We start from the raw sequence: 14,578 nt of genomic DNA, 5'->3' as shown, positions 1-14,578 counted from the left end.
GGGGGGGCGGTGGGCGGGGGGCCTGGACCGCGACTGAGCCGCGCCCCCCCCCCCCTCCCGCCCCACAGACCCGTCCCCTCCCGTGTGTGGGTCGTAATTCCCAGGCGGGGCGCGCTGTTCGTGGGTCGGTGCGGGTCGTGTGTCGAGTGGTGACCGTTGGTGGCCCACTCGCCTTGGCCGCTGCGAGGGGTTTTCCACCCCACAACGGGAGGTGGCGGGCCTTCGGGGCTGGGGGTGTCCGGACGTAAAGCGCAGCAGTCCGGACACCCCCAGCCCCGAAGGCCCGCCACCGCACCCGACAGCCCCGCGCAGCGGACAATCAGCAAGCGCCGCAGGCGCAAAAGACAGCAACCCTCACGGCGGGGCAGCCAAACACGTGGGAAGCAACCCCGCCACCGCGGACTGTCACAGCTCGGCCCCAATAGGCCGCGCAGCCCTCCGTCGCGGGCCACCGGCTGCGCCGGAGCAGGTACTTTCGGAGGCGTGGCTGGATTCAGGATGGGGCGCGGACGGGACGGCCGTCCCGCACAGGACGGACAACAGGTGGGGCAGCAGGGGCCGCCCGGGTACGGGCCGCCGGCGCCGGGCGGGCAGCAGCCCCAGCAGGGGCAGTGGCCGGCGGCGCCGCAGTCGTACGCGGGACCGCAGGAGCAGCCCGAGTACTTCGGCGACGGCGGCTACCAGGCCCAGGGCCCGTCGTACGCGCCGTACGACTCCCACAACAACGTGGCGGGCCACACCCAGCAGTTCAGCGTCGGTGAGGTGCCGGACGCCTACGGTGCGTACGGGGACGGGCCCGGCCGGGGCGACGGGCAGTACGCGGAGGGCGGCACCTACCGCGCCGGCGAGGCGACCGCGCCCCCGGCCGGGCCCCGGCTGCCGTGGAAGGAACTGCTGTCCGGCATCGTGCTGCGGCCCACGGCCACGTTCTGGCAGATGCGCGACCACGCGCTGTGGGGCCCGGCGCTGATCGTCACCTTCCTCTACGGCCTGCTCGCGGTCTTCGGCTTCGACAAGGCCCGCGAGGACGTGCTCAACGCCACGTTGGGCAACAGCATCCCGTGGGTGCTGATCACCTCGGTGATGTTCGTCGTCGGTGGGCTGATCCTCAGCGCGGTCACCCACACCATGGCCCGCCAGCTGGGCGGTGACGGCTCCTGGCAGCCGACCATCGGTCTGGCCATGCTGGTCATGACGATTCCGGACGTTCCCCGGCTGCTTTTCGCCATGTTCCTGGGCGGTGACAGTCCGCTGGTGCAGATCCTGGGGTGGGCCACCTGGCTCGCCACCGGCTATCTGATGACGTCCATGGTCAGCAAGTCGCACGACCTGCCGTGGCCCAAGGCACTGGGCGCCGCCTCGATCCAACTGGTCGCGCTGCTGGCCCTGGTGAAGCTCGGCACCCTGTAACGGGCGCGCGGTCCGGCCCACGGAAGAGGGGCCCGTCCCGGGAGACATACCTCCTGGGACGGGCCCCTCGCCCGTACACGGGACGGGTCGGTTCAGCACCGACCGCGGGCGGTCAGGCGAACCGCTGGGCCGCCGAACCGTCGCACTGCTGGAGCCGCAGCGGGTCCTTGGCCGCGCCCAGCGTCAGGCAGAGCGCCTGTGCGGCGGCCGGCCGGAGCGTGCCGCCGTTCCGGACGAACTGCTGGTTGGCCGCGCCGGAGCAGCTCCACAGGATCAGCGCGGCCCCCTTCTCGTAGCGGGCCCCCGGTACGTCCAGGCACCGGGCGTGGGTCAGCTCCACGTGCAGCGACTTGTCGCCCTGGTCGTACCACCAGCCCTGGTTGCGCTGCCCGGCGGTGCAGTCCCAGCCGCCGACCGCCGTGCCGTTGCGGGACTGGCCGCCGGTGGCGTCCACGCAGGTGCCGGTCGCGGCGTTCTTCAGCGGCCGGTAGGCGTCGTCCCAGGCGCCCGGGTACAGCTTGGGCTGCCCGGTGTCGGCCGGGTCGGCGCAGGACGCCTCGCGCAGCTGCGGTGCCGCGTACAGCTGGGTCAGGCAGGACGCGAACGCGCCGTGCCCGCGGGCGTTGGGGTGGAACGACTGGCGGACCGAATTGGCGTCCGGCGGGAAGGGGTTGGAGACGTTCACGTACAGCCCGCGGGCCCAGGTGTTCGCCATGCACACCTCGTGCCCGTGGAAGAGCCGCGAGGCGTCGAGGTAGGTGGCGCCGGTGTCCTGCGCGATCTTGCGGACGCCGCGTTCGAAGGCCGGCACCGCGGCGTTGCGGCCCCAGGCGGCGTCCGAGGTGTAGCCCTCGCACCCGCCCGGGATCTGTCCCGGGTAGTTGGGGTTGTCCTGCATGTCCGGCCCGATGGGGCTGGGGTAGGACATCACCACCAGGCGGTAGTCGCCGTCGGCGTACCCGGCGTCCCGCATCACGGTCCGCAGGTCCGTCACCGTCGCCTCGACCTTCGGCACCAGGCCGTCGACGCGCGCCTGCCACCCCGGCCGGTACTTCGGCTCGCAGGCCCCCTGGAGCAGGAACCAGCGCTCGACGCAGTCCGTCATCACCGGCCCGAACTGGAGGTCGTCGTTGGCCCCGGCGACCAACAGCACCATCTTGAGCCGGGTGTTGCGCGCCGCGACCGCCAGGCTGTCGCTCTGCACCAGTTCGTCGGGGTACTGCTTGCTGCCACCGATCCGGATGTTGCCGGTGTACGCACCGGAGCAGGCGACGTTGTACGTGACGTCCGCCGCGATCCCGGTCCGGTGGATCGCCGAATCCGGCGACCGGTGGCACCAGTTGGTGGGCCCGTCGGTCCCCGCCTCGTACGTCCCGACGCCCTCGCCCGAGATCTCGCTGTCGCCCAGCGAGATCAGCGAGGTCTTCCGTTCGTCGAGCGGCCGCACGGCGGAGTCGCCGTACAGCTTCGTCGCCTGTTGTTCCCGGACCCGCTCCAGTTCCGGTGACAGCGGTTTGACGGCCGGCCGCACCGCCGCCGGGCCGGTGCCCGCCGAAGCGCCGCCGGTCCCCGCGGCGCTCGCGCCGCCCGCCGTCACCGTGAACACGGCGGTCAGCGCCGCCGCCGACACCGCCACGGCGGCCCGCAGCCGCCGTCCTCGCCCGTGTCTCGCACGCACCTCGGGCCTCCCCTCCGGTCTGCTGTTACCGCCGGTTTCTACTCGGAGGTAGTGACCGGTGGAACACCCGGAGCAGAACTGGCCGAAAGGCGTGCCCCAAAACGCCCGCGGGCCCGCAAAACGCGGGCCCGCGGTACGTGCAGAAACGATCCCTCAGGCGTCGAGCACCTGGCCGTCGCGCCGGACCACCGGCGGCTCGACGCTCCACGGGAAGTTGATCCAGTCGTCCGTGCGCTTCCACACGTACTCGCACTTCACCAGCGAGTGCGACTTCTCATAGATCACCGCGCTGCGGACCTCGGCGACGGTGCCCTGGCAGAAGTCGTGCACCAGCTTCAGCGTCTTGCCGGTGTCGGCGACGTCGTCGGCGATCAGCACCTTCTTGTCCGAGAAGTCGATCGCGTTCGGCACCGGTGCGAGCATCACCGGCATCTCCAGGGTGGTGCCCACCCCGGTGTAGAACTCGACATTCACCAGGTGAATGTTCTTGCAGTCCAGCGCGTACGCCAGTCCGCCGGCCACGAACACCCCGCCCCGGGCGATCGACAGCACGATGTCGGGCTCGTACCCGTCATCCGCGATCGTCTGCGCCAGCTCACGGACGGCTCCGCCGAACCGCTCGTACGTCAGGTTCTCCCGCACGTCACCCACGACTCTTCCCAGACCTTCTCTTCGTCTCCGGGGACCGCCCGGCCCCGCCTCACACCTGCGTAAGGTGCCTCACACCTGCGTACGGTGGAAGTTCTTGAACGACCGGGACGGGGTCGGACCGCGCTGCCCCTGGTAACGCGAGCCGTAGCGCTCGCTGCCGTACGGGTGCTCCGCCGGCGAGGTCAGCCGGAACATGCACAGCTGCCCGATCTTCATGCCCGGCCACAGCTTGATCGGCAGCGTCGCGACATTGCTCAGCTCCAGCGTCACGTGCCCGCTGAACCCCGGGTCGATGAACCCGGCGGTCGAGTGCGTCAGCAGCCCCAGCCGCCCCAGGCTGGACTTGCCCTCCAGCCGCGAGGCGATGTCGTCGGGCAGGCCGATGACCTCGTACGTCGAGGCCAGCACGAACTCACCGGGGTGCAGGATGAACGCCTCGTCGCCCTCCGGCACGACCTCACGGGTCAGATCGGGCTGCTCGACGGCGGGGTCGATGTGCGGGTAGCGGTGGTTCTCGAACACCCGGAAGAAGCGGTCGAGCCGCACGTCGATGCTGGACGGCTGCACCATCGAAGCGTCGTAGGGATCGATGCGCACCCGCCCGGCGTCGATCTCGGCCCGGATGTCCTTGTCTGAGAGAAGCACGCAGACGAGGATACGCGCCCGCACACACCCCTCCGCACGACGAGGGCCCGGCCCCCACCAGGGACCGGGCCGCTCCTGCCTCGCGCCGACGTCGCGCTCGAAGATCACGCCGACTTCCGTCGCCGGCCTCCGTCGCGCTCCCGCGACCGCCGCTACCGCTTCGCGTGCTCCACCGGCACCGCGTGCCGCAGCCGCGCACAGCGCGGGCAGCGCAGCAGCCGCCCGGGACCGAGCCGGTCGGTGGTCTGCATGGGGAACGAAGCGGTGCTGAAGACGTGCCCCTCGGCACAACGTACGACGGTGCGCTCCATCAAGTCCCTCTCCCAACTGCCTGGACAACAAAAGCCACATTAGGGGATGAACTGGATGCCCTCGCAGGCGGCACTCCGATGCCCCACCGTACGCCTCAACTCCCTTCCCCCGCACCCGCGTCCCACCCCGCGACCCCCACCGGAAGACCGCCGAAACGACACTGGAAGACCACCGAAAGACCACCGAAAGACCACCGGAATCCCGCGGGAAGGTCACCTGGAAACCGCTCCGTCGCAGCGCCCCTCGATGGCCTGGCGGCGCCCCGCCGACGCCCCCTCGGCGCCCCGCCGATGTCGCGGTGAAGTCGCCGAGCAGATCCCGGACATGCCAAATACGCCGCGGCGCGGTGATGGGGTAGAGTGTGCGACGACGCTTCGCCTCCAGACTCTGGGGCGGTGTTACGCGGGTGTAGTTTAATGGTAGAACATGAGCTTCCCAAGCTCAGAGCGCGGGTTCGATTCCCGTCACCCGCTCCATAGCGAAGGCCCAGGTCAGCGACCTGGGCCTTGTTTGTTGTCTGGCCCTGTCGCGGGACCGTGTGCCCTCCGCGTGTTCCAACTCGCGGACATATCCTGGCCGGAGGGGCAGTGCCGTACCTCCGAGGCCAAATCCCTGATCAGCGTGGTGCGGTGGGCTTCGCGCTTCTATGGTCCACCAACCAACGCACGCCGGCTCACGCACGCCGGTCGGCGAACCACCCTGCGGACGACGGGACTTGTCGGGCCGTACGTCGCCTCTGACGGAGATCGCTCCCGTGAAACCACGAAGAACCGGCAGGTGCTTGGCGGTTAAACCTGACTGGGGACGCGTGCTGCGTGGCGCTCGGCAATCAGGTTCCGAGGATGTGGGACGCCGCAGCAACGTGGCGTCGTCGGCATGCGTCTCCGATGAGGCCGAACACCAGGTAAGGACGCCGCCCGCCTGCCACCGCAACGACGCGGCGAGGAGGCAGCGGCTGGTACGGCCGGCGCGCCGGAGCGGCAGCAGGCTCGTACGCCGGGGGCCGGGGTGTTGGGCAACGCGCACCCAGAGCCCGTCCCGGCCGCCGAAGACGAGCCATGGCCGGTGGTCGCGCTGCACCGTGCAGCGAACGCCGCTTCAAACCCATCGTGGAAGACCCGGTCTAAACTGCCGAGTGGGCGACGGGCACAGGGTCCGTGCTCCGCGCCCGGGAGTCGACGGTGAAAGCGGAACCGCGACGAAGGCGGAAGCGCAGCGTGGGCCGAGCGGCCGGGGCCGCTCGGTCCGGGTGAGCAGGACGTGCCACTGGAGGTTCGCACCACCATGGGGACGTATCCCCCCGCATCGGCAGAGCCAGGCGGTCCCGGTCCGACGGCGCCGGTGTCGCACCAGCACCGTCCGGTCGGCTGGTGGTGGCAGAGGCCACAGCGGTTCCCGACACGGCCGTTTCGGTGGGAGAGCCGCCGGAGCATGCTGTTCGATGTTCTGGCCGCCCTCGGCTACACGACGGCCGTGGTGCTGCTCACCGTGCCCACGGGCCATCCCTTCGGGGTGCCGGAACCGATCTTCTATGCGGTGACGGTCCTTATCGGACTGGCGCTGACCGGACGCCGACGCTGGCCGGCTCAGCTGTGCGCGGCGGCGATCCTGGCCACACCCGTCCTGCTCCAGGTTTCCCCCCTCCCGTTCTTCCTGTACGCGGTGGCCGCCTACGGTCGCCGCCGCCAGCTGGTCGTGCTGACCGGGGCTGCGGTGCTCGCGCTGGCCGCCCTCATCTTTCTCCCCGCCCGCACCGGGCTGCTTCCGCTCTACACCCTGGTCTTCTTCGTGGCCGGCCCGGTGCTGCTCGGCTTGTACGCCGGGGCGCGACGAGCGGTGGTGGCGAACCTGCGGGAGCGCGCCGAGCGCCTGGAACGCGAACAGAGCCTGCTCCGTCGCCAGGCTCGTATGGAGGAACGGACGCGGATCGCCCGGGAGATGCACGATGTGGTCGCCCACCGGGTCAGTCTCATGGTCATCCATTCCGGAGCCCTGGAAGTCGGCGCGGCGGACGGGGAACGCGCGGCCGAAGCCGGTCGGCTCATCGGTGACATCGGCCGACAGGCTCTCGAAGAGTTGCGCGAGGTGCTCGGTGTGCTGCGGCTGGACGAGGACGAGGAGGCTGCCCCGCGCGCTCCGCAGCCGACCGTCGACGATCTGGCCACGCTCGTCGAGCAGTCGCGCTCCACGGGTATGCGGATCGAGCTGGTCTGCTCCGGCCTTCGCCGGCCGCCGGCCCAGGCCACGGGGCACACGGTGTACCGGCTGGTCCAGGAGGCTCTGACCAATGTGCACAAGCACGCCGGCAACGCCGCGACCCGGATCGAACTCCGGTACGGGCCCGATGCCCTTCATGTCGCCGTGGACAATGAGTTGCCCGCAGGGCCTGTGACCGTCGGGCTGCCCAGTGGGGGAAACGGCCTGGTCGGGCTCCGCGAGCGCATCACCCTCCAAGGTGGCGTCTTCGAAGCCGGTCCGCGGCCGGAGGGCGGATTCCGGGTCGTGGCCGAGTTGCCCATGAAAGAAGTGGCCCCATGAGTATCCGCGTCCTTCTCGCCGATGACGAAGCCCTGGTCCGCTCCGGCCTGAGCATGATCCTGCAGGCCGCTCCCGACATCACGGTGGTGGCTGAGGCGGGCAACGGCGTGGAGGCGGTGGAGTTGACCCGCGCGCACCGTCCCGACCTGGTGCTCATGGACATCCGCATGCCCGTCATGGACGGGTTGGCCGCCACCGTGGAACTCACACGGCTACCCCATCCTCCGAAGGTCGTCGTGCTCACCACCTTCGACCTGGACGAGTATGTGCACGCGGCACTGCAGGCCGGCGCGATGGGCTTCCTCCTCAAGAACTCCCCGCCCCGGGAGCTCGCGCACGCCGTCCGTACCGTCCACGAGGGCGAGGCCATGCTCGCCCCGTCGGTGACCCGTCGGCTGATCTCCGATTTCTCCGCCCGTGACAATTCCAGGGCCGCGGACGCCCGGAGCCGCGTCGCGTCTTTGACCGGACGGGAACGCGAGGTGCTGACCCTGGTCGCCGAGGGGCGCTCCAACGGCGAGATCGGCGCGGCCCTGCACATGAGCGAGTCGACCGTGAAGACCCATGTGAGCCGGCTGCTCGCAAAGCTGGAGTGTGCCAATCGCGTGCAGGCAGCGATCCTGGCCCACGACGCCGGCCTCCTCGACGCGGCATAGCACTGCTCGACGCGGCATAGCACTGCTCGACGCGGCGCGGCCCCGCCGGCCGGCGTTCCTGGGGCCGGACGCGACACCTGCGGGCGAGAGCCGGAAGCGGCTGATCACGGATCTGCCCGGCGCTCATACCTCCGGCGTACGGAGCCGTCCGTCGATCGTCGGACTCTGCGGGCGGCCGTCCGGGACGATCGTCGCCGCAGGTCGGACCGTATGGGCGTCCCGCGCGCGGGGCCCGGATTCCTACGGTGATCCGGCAAGGGGAACACCCCTTGGGAGCCGCGCGGAAGGAGCACGCCCATGAGGGCAGGCACATTGGAGGCTCAGGGCCTGACCAAGCACTACGGAAAGAAGGCGGCCGTACACGACCTGTCGTTCACGGTCCGCCCCGGCCAGGTGACCGGCTTCCTGGGGCCCAATGGGTCCGGCAAGTCCACGACGATGCGGATGTTCCTGGGCCTGGACCGCCCCGATTCGGGAAAGGCGCTGGTCGACGGCCGTCCCTTCGACCGGTTGCGGCACCCGCTGCGCGAGGTCGGTGCCGTGCTCGATGCCAAGGCCGTGCATCCTGGCCGCACCGCGTACGGCCATCTGCTGAGCCTGGCATACAGCAACGGCATCGGACGCGCGAGGGTGGCGGAGGTGCTGGATCTCGTCGGCCTCGTGGAGGTGGCAAACAAGCTGGTCGGCGGCTTCTCCATGGGGATGACCCAGCGGCTGGCCATCGCCGCCGCGCTGCTCGGTGATCCGCAGGTGCTCCTCCTCGACGAACCCCTCAACGGCCTCGACCCGGAGGGAGTCCGCTGGGTCCGCGACCTGATGAAGGGACTTGCCGCCGAGGGCCGCACGGTGTTCGTCTCCAGCCATCTGCTGAGTGAGATGGAGCTGACAGCGGACCACCTGGTGGTGATCGGGCGCGGCAGGCTGATCACTGAGGCCGGTGTGCGCGAGGTCATCGAGGCCGGCTCGGGGGGAGCGGTCAAGGTCCGTTCCCCCCAGGCCATTCAGCTCGCCGGTCAGCTGCGGAAGTCCGGCGCGCAGGTCACCGCGGACGCCGAAGGAACCCTGCTCGTCACCGGCCTGGACTCCGCGCGGATCGCCACGATCGCCTCCGGTTGCGGGGCGCTGTTGCACGAACTGGCCGTGCAACACGTCTCGTTGGAAACCGCGTTCATGCATCTCACCTCCGGCAGCACCGAGTACCGCAGCGAGAGGGCCGGACCCGCCTGACCCGCCCGGGGCGCTCCCGGCCCACCGCGCGAGCCCGCACCAGACCACCACGCCCGAACGACACCCCGGCAGGTACCCGCATGTCCCTCCCCCTTCCCGCCCACACCCACCGGAGCGCCGCCCCACCCCCCGCCCCACGGTTCGCCGACCTCCTCCGGTCCGAGTGGGTCAAGCTGCGCACCGTCCGGACAACGGTGTGGTGCCTGGCGGCCACCGCTCTCACGAGCGTCGGCGCGGCCGTCTTGGTTGCGGTGAAAGCCCGCAGCCAAGGCCCTCGTACGATCGACGTGACCGTGAACTTCAGCCACCTCGGAATCATGGTCGGGCAACTCGCCGTGATCGTCCTCGCGGTGACCGCCATCGGCAGCGAGTACCGCACCGGGACGATCTGCGTGTCCCTGACCGCCGCGCCCCGGCGTGCGCGGTGGCTCGCCGCCAAGACCGTCACGGTGGCGGCGCTCGGCCTCGTCACCGGGACCGTCCTGAGCATCGCGTGCTTCGCCCTCGTATACCTGTGCACGCCGCACGTCTTTGGTTCCCTCACGACGCCCGGCGTGGTCCGCGCAGTCGTCGGCGTGGGGCTCTATCTGTGTGCGTTGTCCGTGCTCTCGCTGGCGGTCGGCGCCGTCCTGCGCAGCACCGTCGGCGGCATCGTCGCGATGTTCGCACTGGTCTACGTCGTGCCGGGCGTCGTGGCCCTCTCACCCCTCCGTGAACTGGAACGATTCCTGCCTGCCGGAATCTCGCCGCCCAACGCCGGGTGGACGATCATGCAGGTCGCCCCGGAATGGCTCGGCGGCCTGCCCCCCTGGGCCGGGTTCGCGGTGCTGTGCGCCTGGGCGGCCGCCGCGATGGCGGGGGCGACCTATCTCCTGCACACGCGCGACGTCTGAGACCCGCACCGCCACCTGCGCGGAGCCGGCGAGGCCCTCCGTCGCACCGGCAACCCACTGATCGTGCAGATCTCTCGCGGGGGCGCAGGACGGCCGCGTGTCGGCCGTTTTCGGAGCGGTGCGGCCGCCTTCCGCGGCGCCCGTTCCGCGGGCGGCATGGCCAACTCGCTTGCCCTTGCGGACGGATGGAGAACTCCCCGTCAGGGAGGGCGGGTTCGGGTGTCCGCCGGATGAAGTAGCCGAGGGGCGGCGGCAGTTCCTCCGGCCGATGTTTCCGTCGTGCCCGCCCCTCCCTCGCGGATCACGTGCTCCCCGGTGGTGCGTCGGGGACGGCTCCGGCGGCTTTCCGAGGCGGGTGCCGGTCGGGTCGTCAAGACCTCTTGAGGAGTCGTAGGCTGGAAGTGGCGTCGGGCCGTCCGGCCTGGTCAGGTGGGGTCGGGGCGCCGAGGAGCGGGACGGTGAGCACCCATGGCAGTGGCGTACGAGCGGATCGCGGACGAGCTGCGGACGTCCATACGGGCGGGGCGGCTGAAGCCCGGTGACCGGCTGCCGGCGGAGACGCGGCTCGCCGAGCGGTTCGGGCACAGCGTGCCGACCGTCCGGGAGGCGCTCCGGGCGCTGCGCGACGAGGGTCTGATCGAGAAGCGGCACGGCATCGGTACGTTCGTCCGCCGTCGGCGGACCGTCGCCCGGCGCACCAACCTCCGGCACCAGTGGGAGAAGGACCGCGCCCGCGAGCCCCTGGAGCGGCGGGCGCAGACCGGGGCCACCGAGTACGACACCGGGCTCCAGGTCGACGATCTCGTCTTCCACGCCCGCTACCGCACGGTCGCGGCGGGGGCGGACCTCGCCGGGGCGTTCGACGTCCCCGAGGGCACGGAGCTCCTCGAACGCAGCTACCGGACGCGGTGCGCGGCCGAGAGCGCCCCGTTCAGCCTGGTGACCTCCTATCTCGTCCGCACCATGATCGCGGCCAATCCCGACCTCCTGGACGAGGCCAAGGAGCCGTGGCCGGGAGGCTCGCAGAGCCAGCTGCTCTCCGTCGGGATCGAGGTGGACCGCGTCGAGGAGCGCGTCACCGCCCGCCCGCCGGCGCCCGAGGAGACGGCGGAGCTGGAGCTGCCGCCCGGGACGTCGGTGCTGGTGCTGCGGAAGCTCTCGTACGACACCGGGGACCGCGTCGTGGGCGTCTCCGACACCGTGCTGCCCGGCGACCGCACGGAACTGCTGTTCACTACTCCCCTGGAAAGGTGGTGAGCCGTGCGCCGGCGCATCATCATCGTCACGGCCGTCCATGCCCCGTCCGCACCGTTCCTGCCGGACGCCTACGCCTCGCTCCGCCGGCAGGAGCTCCCCGACGGGTGGGAGTGGCAGTGGGTCATCCAGGAGGACGGGAAGAGCGACCAGGTCGCCCCGTACGTCCCGGACGACGCACGGGTGACCTTCCGCCAGGGGCGGCCGGGCGGACCGGGCGTCGCGCGCACCCTCGCCCTCTCGCAGGCGGCGGGCGAGTACGTCAAGGTCCTGGACGCGGACGACCAGTTGGCGCCCGGCGCGCTCGCCCGCGACCTGGCCGCGCTGGAGGGTGACCGCGGCATCGGCTGGGCGACCTCGCGCGCCCTGGACCTGCTCCCCGACGGCTCCACCGTCGGCTTCGAAGGGGACCCGGAGCCCGGCCCGATCGAGCACGGCGCGGTCCTCGACTTCTGGGCGGCCCACGACTTCCGGGCGCAGGTCCACCCGGCGACCCTCTGCGTCCGCCGCGACCTGCTCCTCGCCCTCGGCGGCTGGATGGCGCTGCCGGCCTCCGAGGACACCGGTCTGCTGCTGGCCCTGAACGCCACGAGCCGCGGCTGGTTCACCCCCGAGGTGGGCCTGCTGTACCGGAAGTGGCCCGGCCAGGCGACCGGCCAGCCCTCGCACACCGAGACCGCCGAGCGGGCCGCCCGCATGGCGGTGGTGGAGGCCCGGGCGCGCCACCTCGCCGCCTTCCGGTGGCGTCGTCCGGCCGACGGCTGAGGCCGACGGGCCGCCTGGCTGCGGCGAGTTGGCGGCCTTCGGCGCGTCGGGCGGGGTGGAGGTGGCGCGCGCCGGAGGTGAGGGGCTTAAGGAAGCTGTTCCGCGTCGACGCGGGAGAAGACCAGGTCGCTCTCCTCCACCACGGGGCCGCGCCAGCGGACGGGGGCGGAGGTCGCCGCCGCGTGCAGGGACGCGGGATAGCCGCCGGCGGCATAGGAGTTGGGGAGCCGGTAGGTGTGGAAGCCGTGCCGCCGCATGGTGTCCAGGAGTTCGGTGAGCGAGTCGCCCAGGCGCGCCATCCGCTCGGGGGTGACCTCGATGGTGATCTCGGCGTCGGGCCGCAGCTGGGCGAGGAGGGGTTCCAGACCGCGCACGACCGCGCCCTCCGCCCCCTCGACGTCGATCTTGATGACGCGGGCGGCGGCGATCTCCTCCGGGCGCAGGAGGGCCGGCAGCGGGTGCGCCTCGATGTCGAGCGTGGTCTCCGCCGGGCCCTCGTACGGGACGATGCTGGCGGCGCCCATGTTGCGGGAGCTGGCGAGGATGAACGTCAGCGTCCTCGGGGCGTCGGAGACGGCGGCGTTGACCGTGCGGACGTTGGTGCACCCGTTCAGCTCGACGTGCCGGGCGACCCTGCGGTGGAACGCCGGCATCGCCTCGATGGAGACGACGGTGCCGCGCGCGCCGACCAGGTGTGAGGCGAGCAGGCTGAAATAGCCGATGTTGGCGCCGACGTCGATGAAGCCGTCACCGGGCCGCAGCCGGCGGCGGAGCCAGTGCGACAGGTGCGGCTCCCAGAGGCCGAAGAGGTAGATGTAGCGCTGGATGAGGTCCTGGGTGTCGACGGCCATCCGGGCGCCGAACCGCGTGCGGACCACCCGGCGCCGCGGGTGGTCCCGCAGTCGCGCGTTCAGGAACCGTTCCGCCAGCGCGGCCTTCCCCAACAGGCCGGGCGCCTCGCGCAGATAGCCGCGCCCCAGCGTGGCCAGGGTCTCGGCCATGGTGTCGTTCATCGCTCGCCTCTCAGCGGGTCCGTGAACCGCCGTGCCGGGGGCCGGCGCCCCCAGCACCCCACCGCAGCGACCGGTCGGCGCGGGCGGTGCTCAAACAGCCGCCCGAGCACGGTCGAACGGCAGGTCCAGCATACGAATCGCGTTGCCGCGCAGGAGCTTGTAGGCCACGTCCTCGGGGAGGTGGCCGACGTGGTCGGCGGCCACCTGCCTGGTGTGCGGCCAGGTCGAGTCGACGTGCGGGTAGTCGGTCTCGAAGGTGGCGTTGTCGACCCCTACGGTGTCGATCGCCTCGATGCCGTGCCTGTCGCGGAAGAAGCAGCAGAAGATCTGGCGGTAGTAGTACGTCGAGGGCGGCTCCGGGACGAGGTCCTTGACCCCGCCCCAGGCCCGGTGCTCCGCCCAGACGTCGTCGGCCCGCTCCAGGGCGTACGGGATCCAGCCCATCTGCCCCTCGCTGTAGGCGAGTTTGAGCCGCGGGAACCTCACCAGCACCCCGCTGAACAGGAAGTCCATCATCGAGGCCATGGCGTTGTTGAAGGACAGCGACGCCTGGACGGCCGGCGGGGCGTCCGGGGAGGCCGCCGGCATCTGCGACGACGACCCGATGTGCATGTTGACCACCGTCCCGGTCTCCTCGCAGGCGGCGAAGAACGGGTCCCAGTAGCCGGAGTGGATGGACGGCAGCCCCAGGTGGGTGGGGATCTCGCTGAAGGTCACCGCCCGGACGCCGCGCGCGGCGTTGCGCTCGATCTCGGCGACGGCGAGGCCGACGTCCCAGAGGGGGATCAGGCACAGCGGGATCAGCCGGCCGCCGCTGTCGCCGCACCACTCCTGAACCATCCAGTCGTTGTACGCCCGGACGCAGGCCAGCCCGACCTCCTTGTCCTCCGCCTCGGCGAAGGTCTGCCCGCAGAACCGCGGGAAGGTCGGGAAGCACAGGGACGCCTCGACGTGGCCCCGGTCCATGTCCGCCAGCCGGGCCGCGGGGTCCCAGCAGCCGCGCCGCATCTGGTCCCGGGTGATCCCGTCCAGCGTCATCTCGTCGCGGGAGAAGCCGACGGCGGCGATGATGCGCTTGTACGGGAACAGCAGCCCCTCGTACTCCCACCAGTCCGTGAGCTGGCCCTCCGGGTCCGTGGTGAACCGGTACTTCCCGCCGACGTACGCCAGCTCGCCGATGCCTGCGGTGAACGGCTTCGGGCCGCGGTCCCGGTACTTCCGCGGGAGCCAGGTGTCGAAGAGGTGCGCCGGCTCGATCACGTGGTCGTCCACGCTGATGATCCTCGGAAGCTCCCCCGTACCGCTGTTGCCGCTGGTCACGTTGCACCCCCAACTGCCGGGCCGGCGAGCCTCGCGGACCGGCGTCCGACGTATCCGACGTATCTGACGATCCATCAGATCGGAGGTTAGGAGCCTTCCCCCGCAACCACAAGGGAAGGCCGGAAAGTCGGGCCGTCGGGGGCGGTTGCGTCCGTCGGCCGGGCCGGCCGGGCCGGCGCCACACCTTCCCCACTCGTGATCAACAGCACACATACT

At 71.2% G+C, this 14,578-nt stretch carries 13 protein-coding genes and 1 tRNA gene; 8 read left to right on the top strand and 6 right to left on the bottom strand.

Annotated features, from left to right (window positions below; all coding sequences use genetic code 11):
- The first annotated feature begins 498 nt into the window (after positions 1-498).
- The gene (locus ACIQE0_RS33235; RefSeq protein WP_402338999.1) at positions 499-1,410 is read left to right on the top strand and encodes a Yip1 family protein; all 912 of its coding nucleotides are present in this window, start codon (positions 499-501) and stop codon (positions 1,408-1,410) included.
- A 112-nt stretch (positions 1,411-1,522) separates the two neighbouring features.
- Here ACIQE0_RS33235 and ACIQE0_RS33230 read toward each other — a convergent pair whose 3' ends face one another.
- The 4 genes from ACIQE0_RS33230 to ACIQE0_RS33215 all read right to left on the bottom strand — a co-directional run bounded on the left by ACIQE0_RS33230 (position 1,523) and on the right by ACIQE0_RS33215 (position 4,695).
- On the bottom strand, positions 1,523-3,046 hold the full coding sequence (locus ACIQE0_RS33230; protein WP_402338997.1) for a ricin-type beta-trefoil lectin domain protein: 1,524 nt from the start codon (positions 3,044-3,046) through the stop codon (positions 1,523-1,525).
- A 195-nt stretch (positions 3,047-3,241) separates the two neighbouring features.
- The gene (locus ACIQE0_RS33225; RefSeq protein ID WP_366339065.1) at positions 3,242-3,730 is read right to left on the bottom strand and encodes a phosphoribosyltransferase; all 489 of its coding nucleotides are present in this window, start codon (positions 3,728-3,730) and stop codon (positions 3,242-3,244) included.
- A 78-nt stretch (positions 3,731-3,808) separates the two neighbouring features.
- Positions 3,809-4,384: a dCTP deaminase gene (dcd, locus tag ACIQE0_RS33220; protein WP_366339015.1), complete on the bottom strand. Its 576-nt coding sequence runs from the start codon at positions 4,382-4,384 to the stop codon at positions 3,809-3,811.
- Positions 4,385-4,536: 152 nt separating this feature from the next.
- Positions 4,537-4,695: a hypothetical protein gene (locus ACIQE0_RS33215; RefSeq protein WP_167739062.1), complete on the bottom strand. Its 159-nt coding sequence runs from the start codon at positions 4,693-4,695 to the stop codon at positions 4,537-4,539.
- A 403-nt stretch (positions 4,696-5,098) separates the two neighbouring features.
- On the opposite strand from ACIQE0_RS33215, the gene ACIQE0_RS33210 reads away from it, so the two are divergent.
- The 7 genes from ACIQE0_RS33210 (at position 5,099) to ACIQE0_RS33180 (ending at position 12,029) form a co-directional block, all read left to right on the top strand.
- A tRNA-Gly gene (locus tag ACIQE0_RS33210) sits at positions 5,099-5,172 on the top strand.
- A gap of 955 nt (positions 5,173-6,127) precedes the next feature.
- Positions 6,128-7,234 (top strand): sensor histidine kinase, encoded by a 1,107-nt coding sequence (locus tag ACIQE0_RS33205; protein WP_402338947.1) that lies wholly within the window; start codon positions 6,128-6,130, stop codon positions 7,232-7,234.
- Positions 7,231-7,890: a response regulator transcription factor gene (locus ACIQE0_RS33200; RefSeq protein ID WP_366339019.1), complete on the top strand. Its 660-nt coding sequence runs from the start codon at positions 7,231-7,233 to the stop codon at positions 7,888-7,890. The genes ACIQE0_RS33205 and ACIQE0_RS33200 overlap by 4 nt, the downstream gene beginning before the upstream one ends.
- Before the next feature lie 297 nt (positions 7,891-8,187).
- On the top strand, positions 8,188-9,117 hold the full coding sequence (locus ACIQE0_RS33195) for an ABC transporter ATP-binding protein (RefSeq protein WP_402338945.1): 930 nt from the start codon (positions 8,188-8,190) through the stop codon (positions 9,115-9,117).
- A gap of 80 nt (positions 9,118-9,197) precedes the next feature.
- A complete protein-coding gene (locus ACIQE0_RS33190) occupies positions 9,198-10,010 on the top strand; it encodes an ABC transporter permease (RefSeq protein ID WP_402338943.1) in 813 nt (270 codons plus the stop codon).
- Between the two features lie 468 nt (positions 10,011-10,478).
- Positions 10,479-11,267 (top strand): GntR family transcriptional regulator, encoded by a 789-nt coding sequence (locus ACIQE0_RS33185; RefSeq protein WP_402338941.1) that lies wholly within the window; start codon positions 10,479-10,481, stop codon positions 11,265-11,267.
- A 3-nt stretch (positions 11,268-11,270) separates the two neighbouring features.
- Complete coding sequence (locus ACIQE0_RS33180) at positions 11,271-12,029, top strand: glycosyltransferase family 2 protein (protein WP_402338939.1); 759 nt, start codon at positions 11,271-11,273, stop codon at positions 12,027-12,029.
- 86 nt (positions 12,030-12,115) lie between these two features.
- Here the strand turns inward: ACIQE0_RS33180 and ACIQE0_RS33175 are convergent, their stop codons facing one another.
- Together ACIQE0_RS33175 and ACIQE0_RS33170 are read right to left on the bottom strand one after the other, a co-directional pair.
- The gene (locus tag ACIQE0_RS33175; RefSeq protein ID WP_402338937.1) at positions 12,116-13,042 is read right to left on the bottom strand and encodes an FkbM family methyltransferase; all 927 of its coding nucleotides are present in this window, start codon (positions 13,040-13,042) and stop codon (positions 12,116-12,118) included.
- Between the two features lie 90 nt (positions 13,043-13,132).
- Entirely contained in the window at positions 13,133-14,362 is a 1,230-nt protein-coding gene (locus ACIQE0_RS33170; protein ID WP_366339031.1) for an amidohydrolase family protein, read from the bottom strand.
- Positions 14,363-14,578: the final 216 nt, after the last annotated feature.

The organism is Streptomyces sp. NPDC093097 (genome assembly GCF_044754325.1).
In the GTDB taxonomy this organism is placed as follows: domain Bacteria; phylum Actinomycetota; class Actinomycetes; order Streptomycetales; family Streptomycetaceae; genus Streptomyces.
This window is presented reverse-complemented; position numbering and strand designations above follow the sequence as displayed.

Excerpts from the sequence above, each read along its gene's own strand:
- ACIQE0_RS33205 (WP_402338947.1), top strand. The coding sequence starts at position 6,128 with ATGCTGTTCGATGTTCTGGCCGCCCTCGGCTACACGACGGCCGTGGTG.
- ACIQE0_RS33235 (WP_402338999.1), top strand. The coding sequence starts at position 499 with ATGGGGCGCGGACGGGACGGCCGTCCCGCACAGGACGGACAACAGGTG.
- ACIQE0_RS33175 (WP_402338937.1), bottom strand. The coding sequence starts at position 13,042 with ATGAACGACACCATGGCCGAGACCCTGGCCACGCTGGGGCGCGGCTAT.
- ACIQE0_RS33200 (WP_366339019.1), top strand. The coding sequence starts at position 7,231 with ATGAGTATCCGCGTCCTTCTCGCCGATGACGAAGCCCTGGTCCGCTCC.
- ACIQE0_RS33215 (WP_167739062.1), bottom strand. The coding sequence starts at position 4,695 with ATGGAGCGCACCGTCGTACGTTGTGCCGAGGGGCACGTCTTCAGCACC.
- ACIQE0_RS33185 (WP_402338941.1), top strand. The coding sequence starts at position 10,479 with ATGGCAGTGGCGTACGAGCGGATCGCGGACGAGCTGCGGACGTCCATA.
- ACIQE0_RS33195 (WP_402338945.1), top strand. The coding sequence starts at position 8,188 with ATGAGGGCAGGCACATTGGAGGCTCAGGGCCTGACCAAGCACTACGGA.
- ACIQE0_RS33190 (WP_402338943.1), top strand. The coding sequence starts at position 9,198 with ATGTCCCTCCCCCTTCCCGCCCACACCCACCGGAGCGCCGCCCCACCC.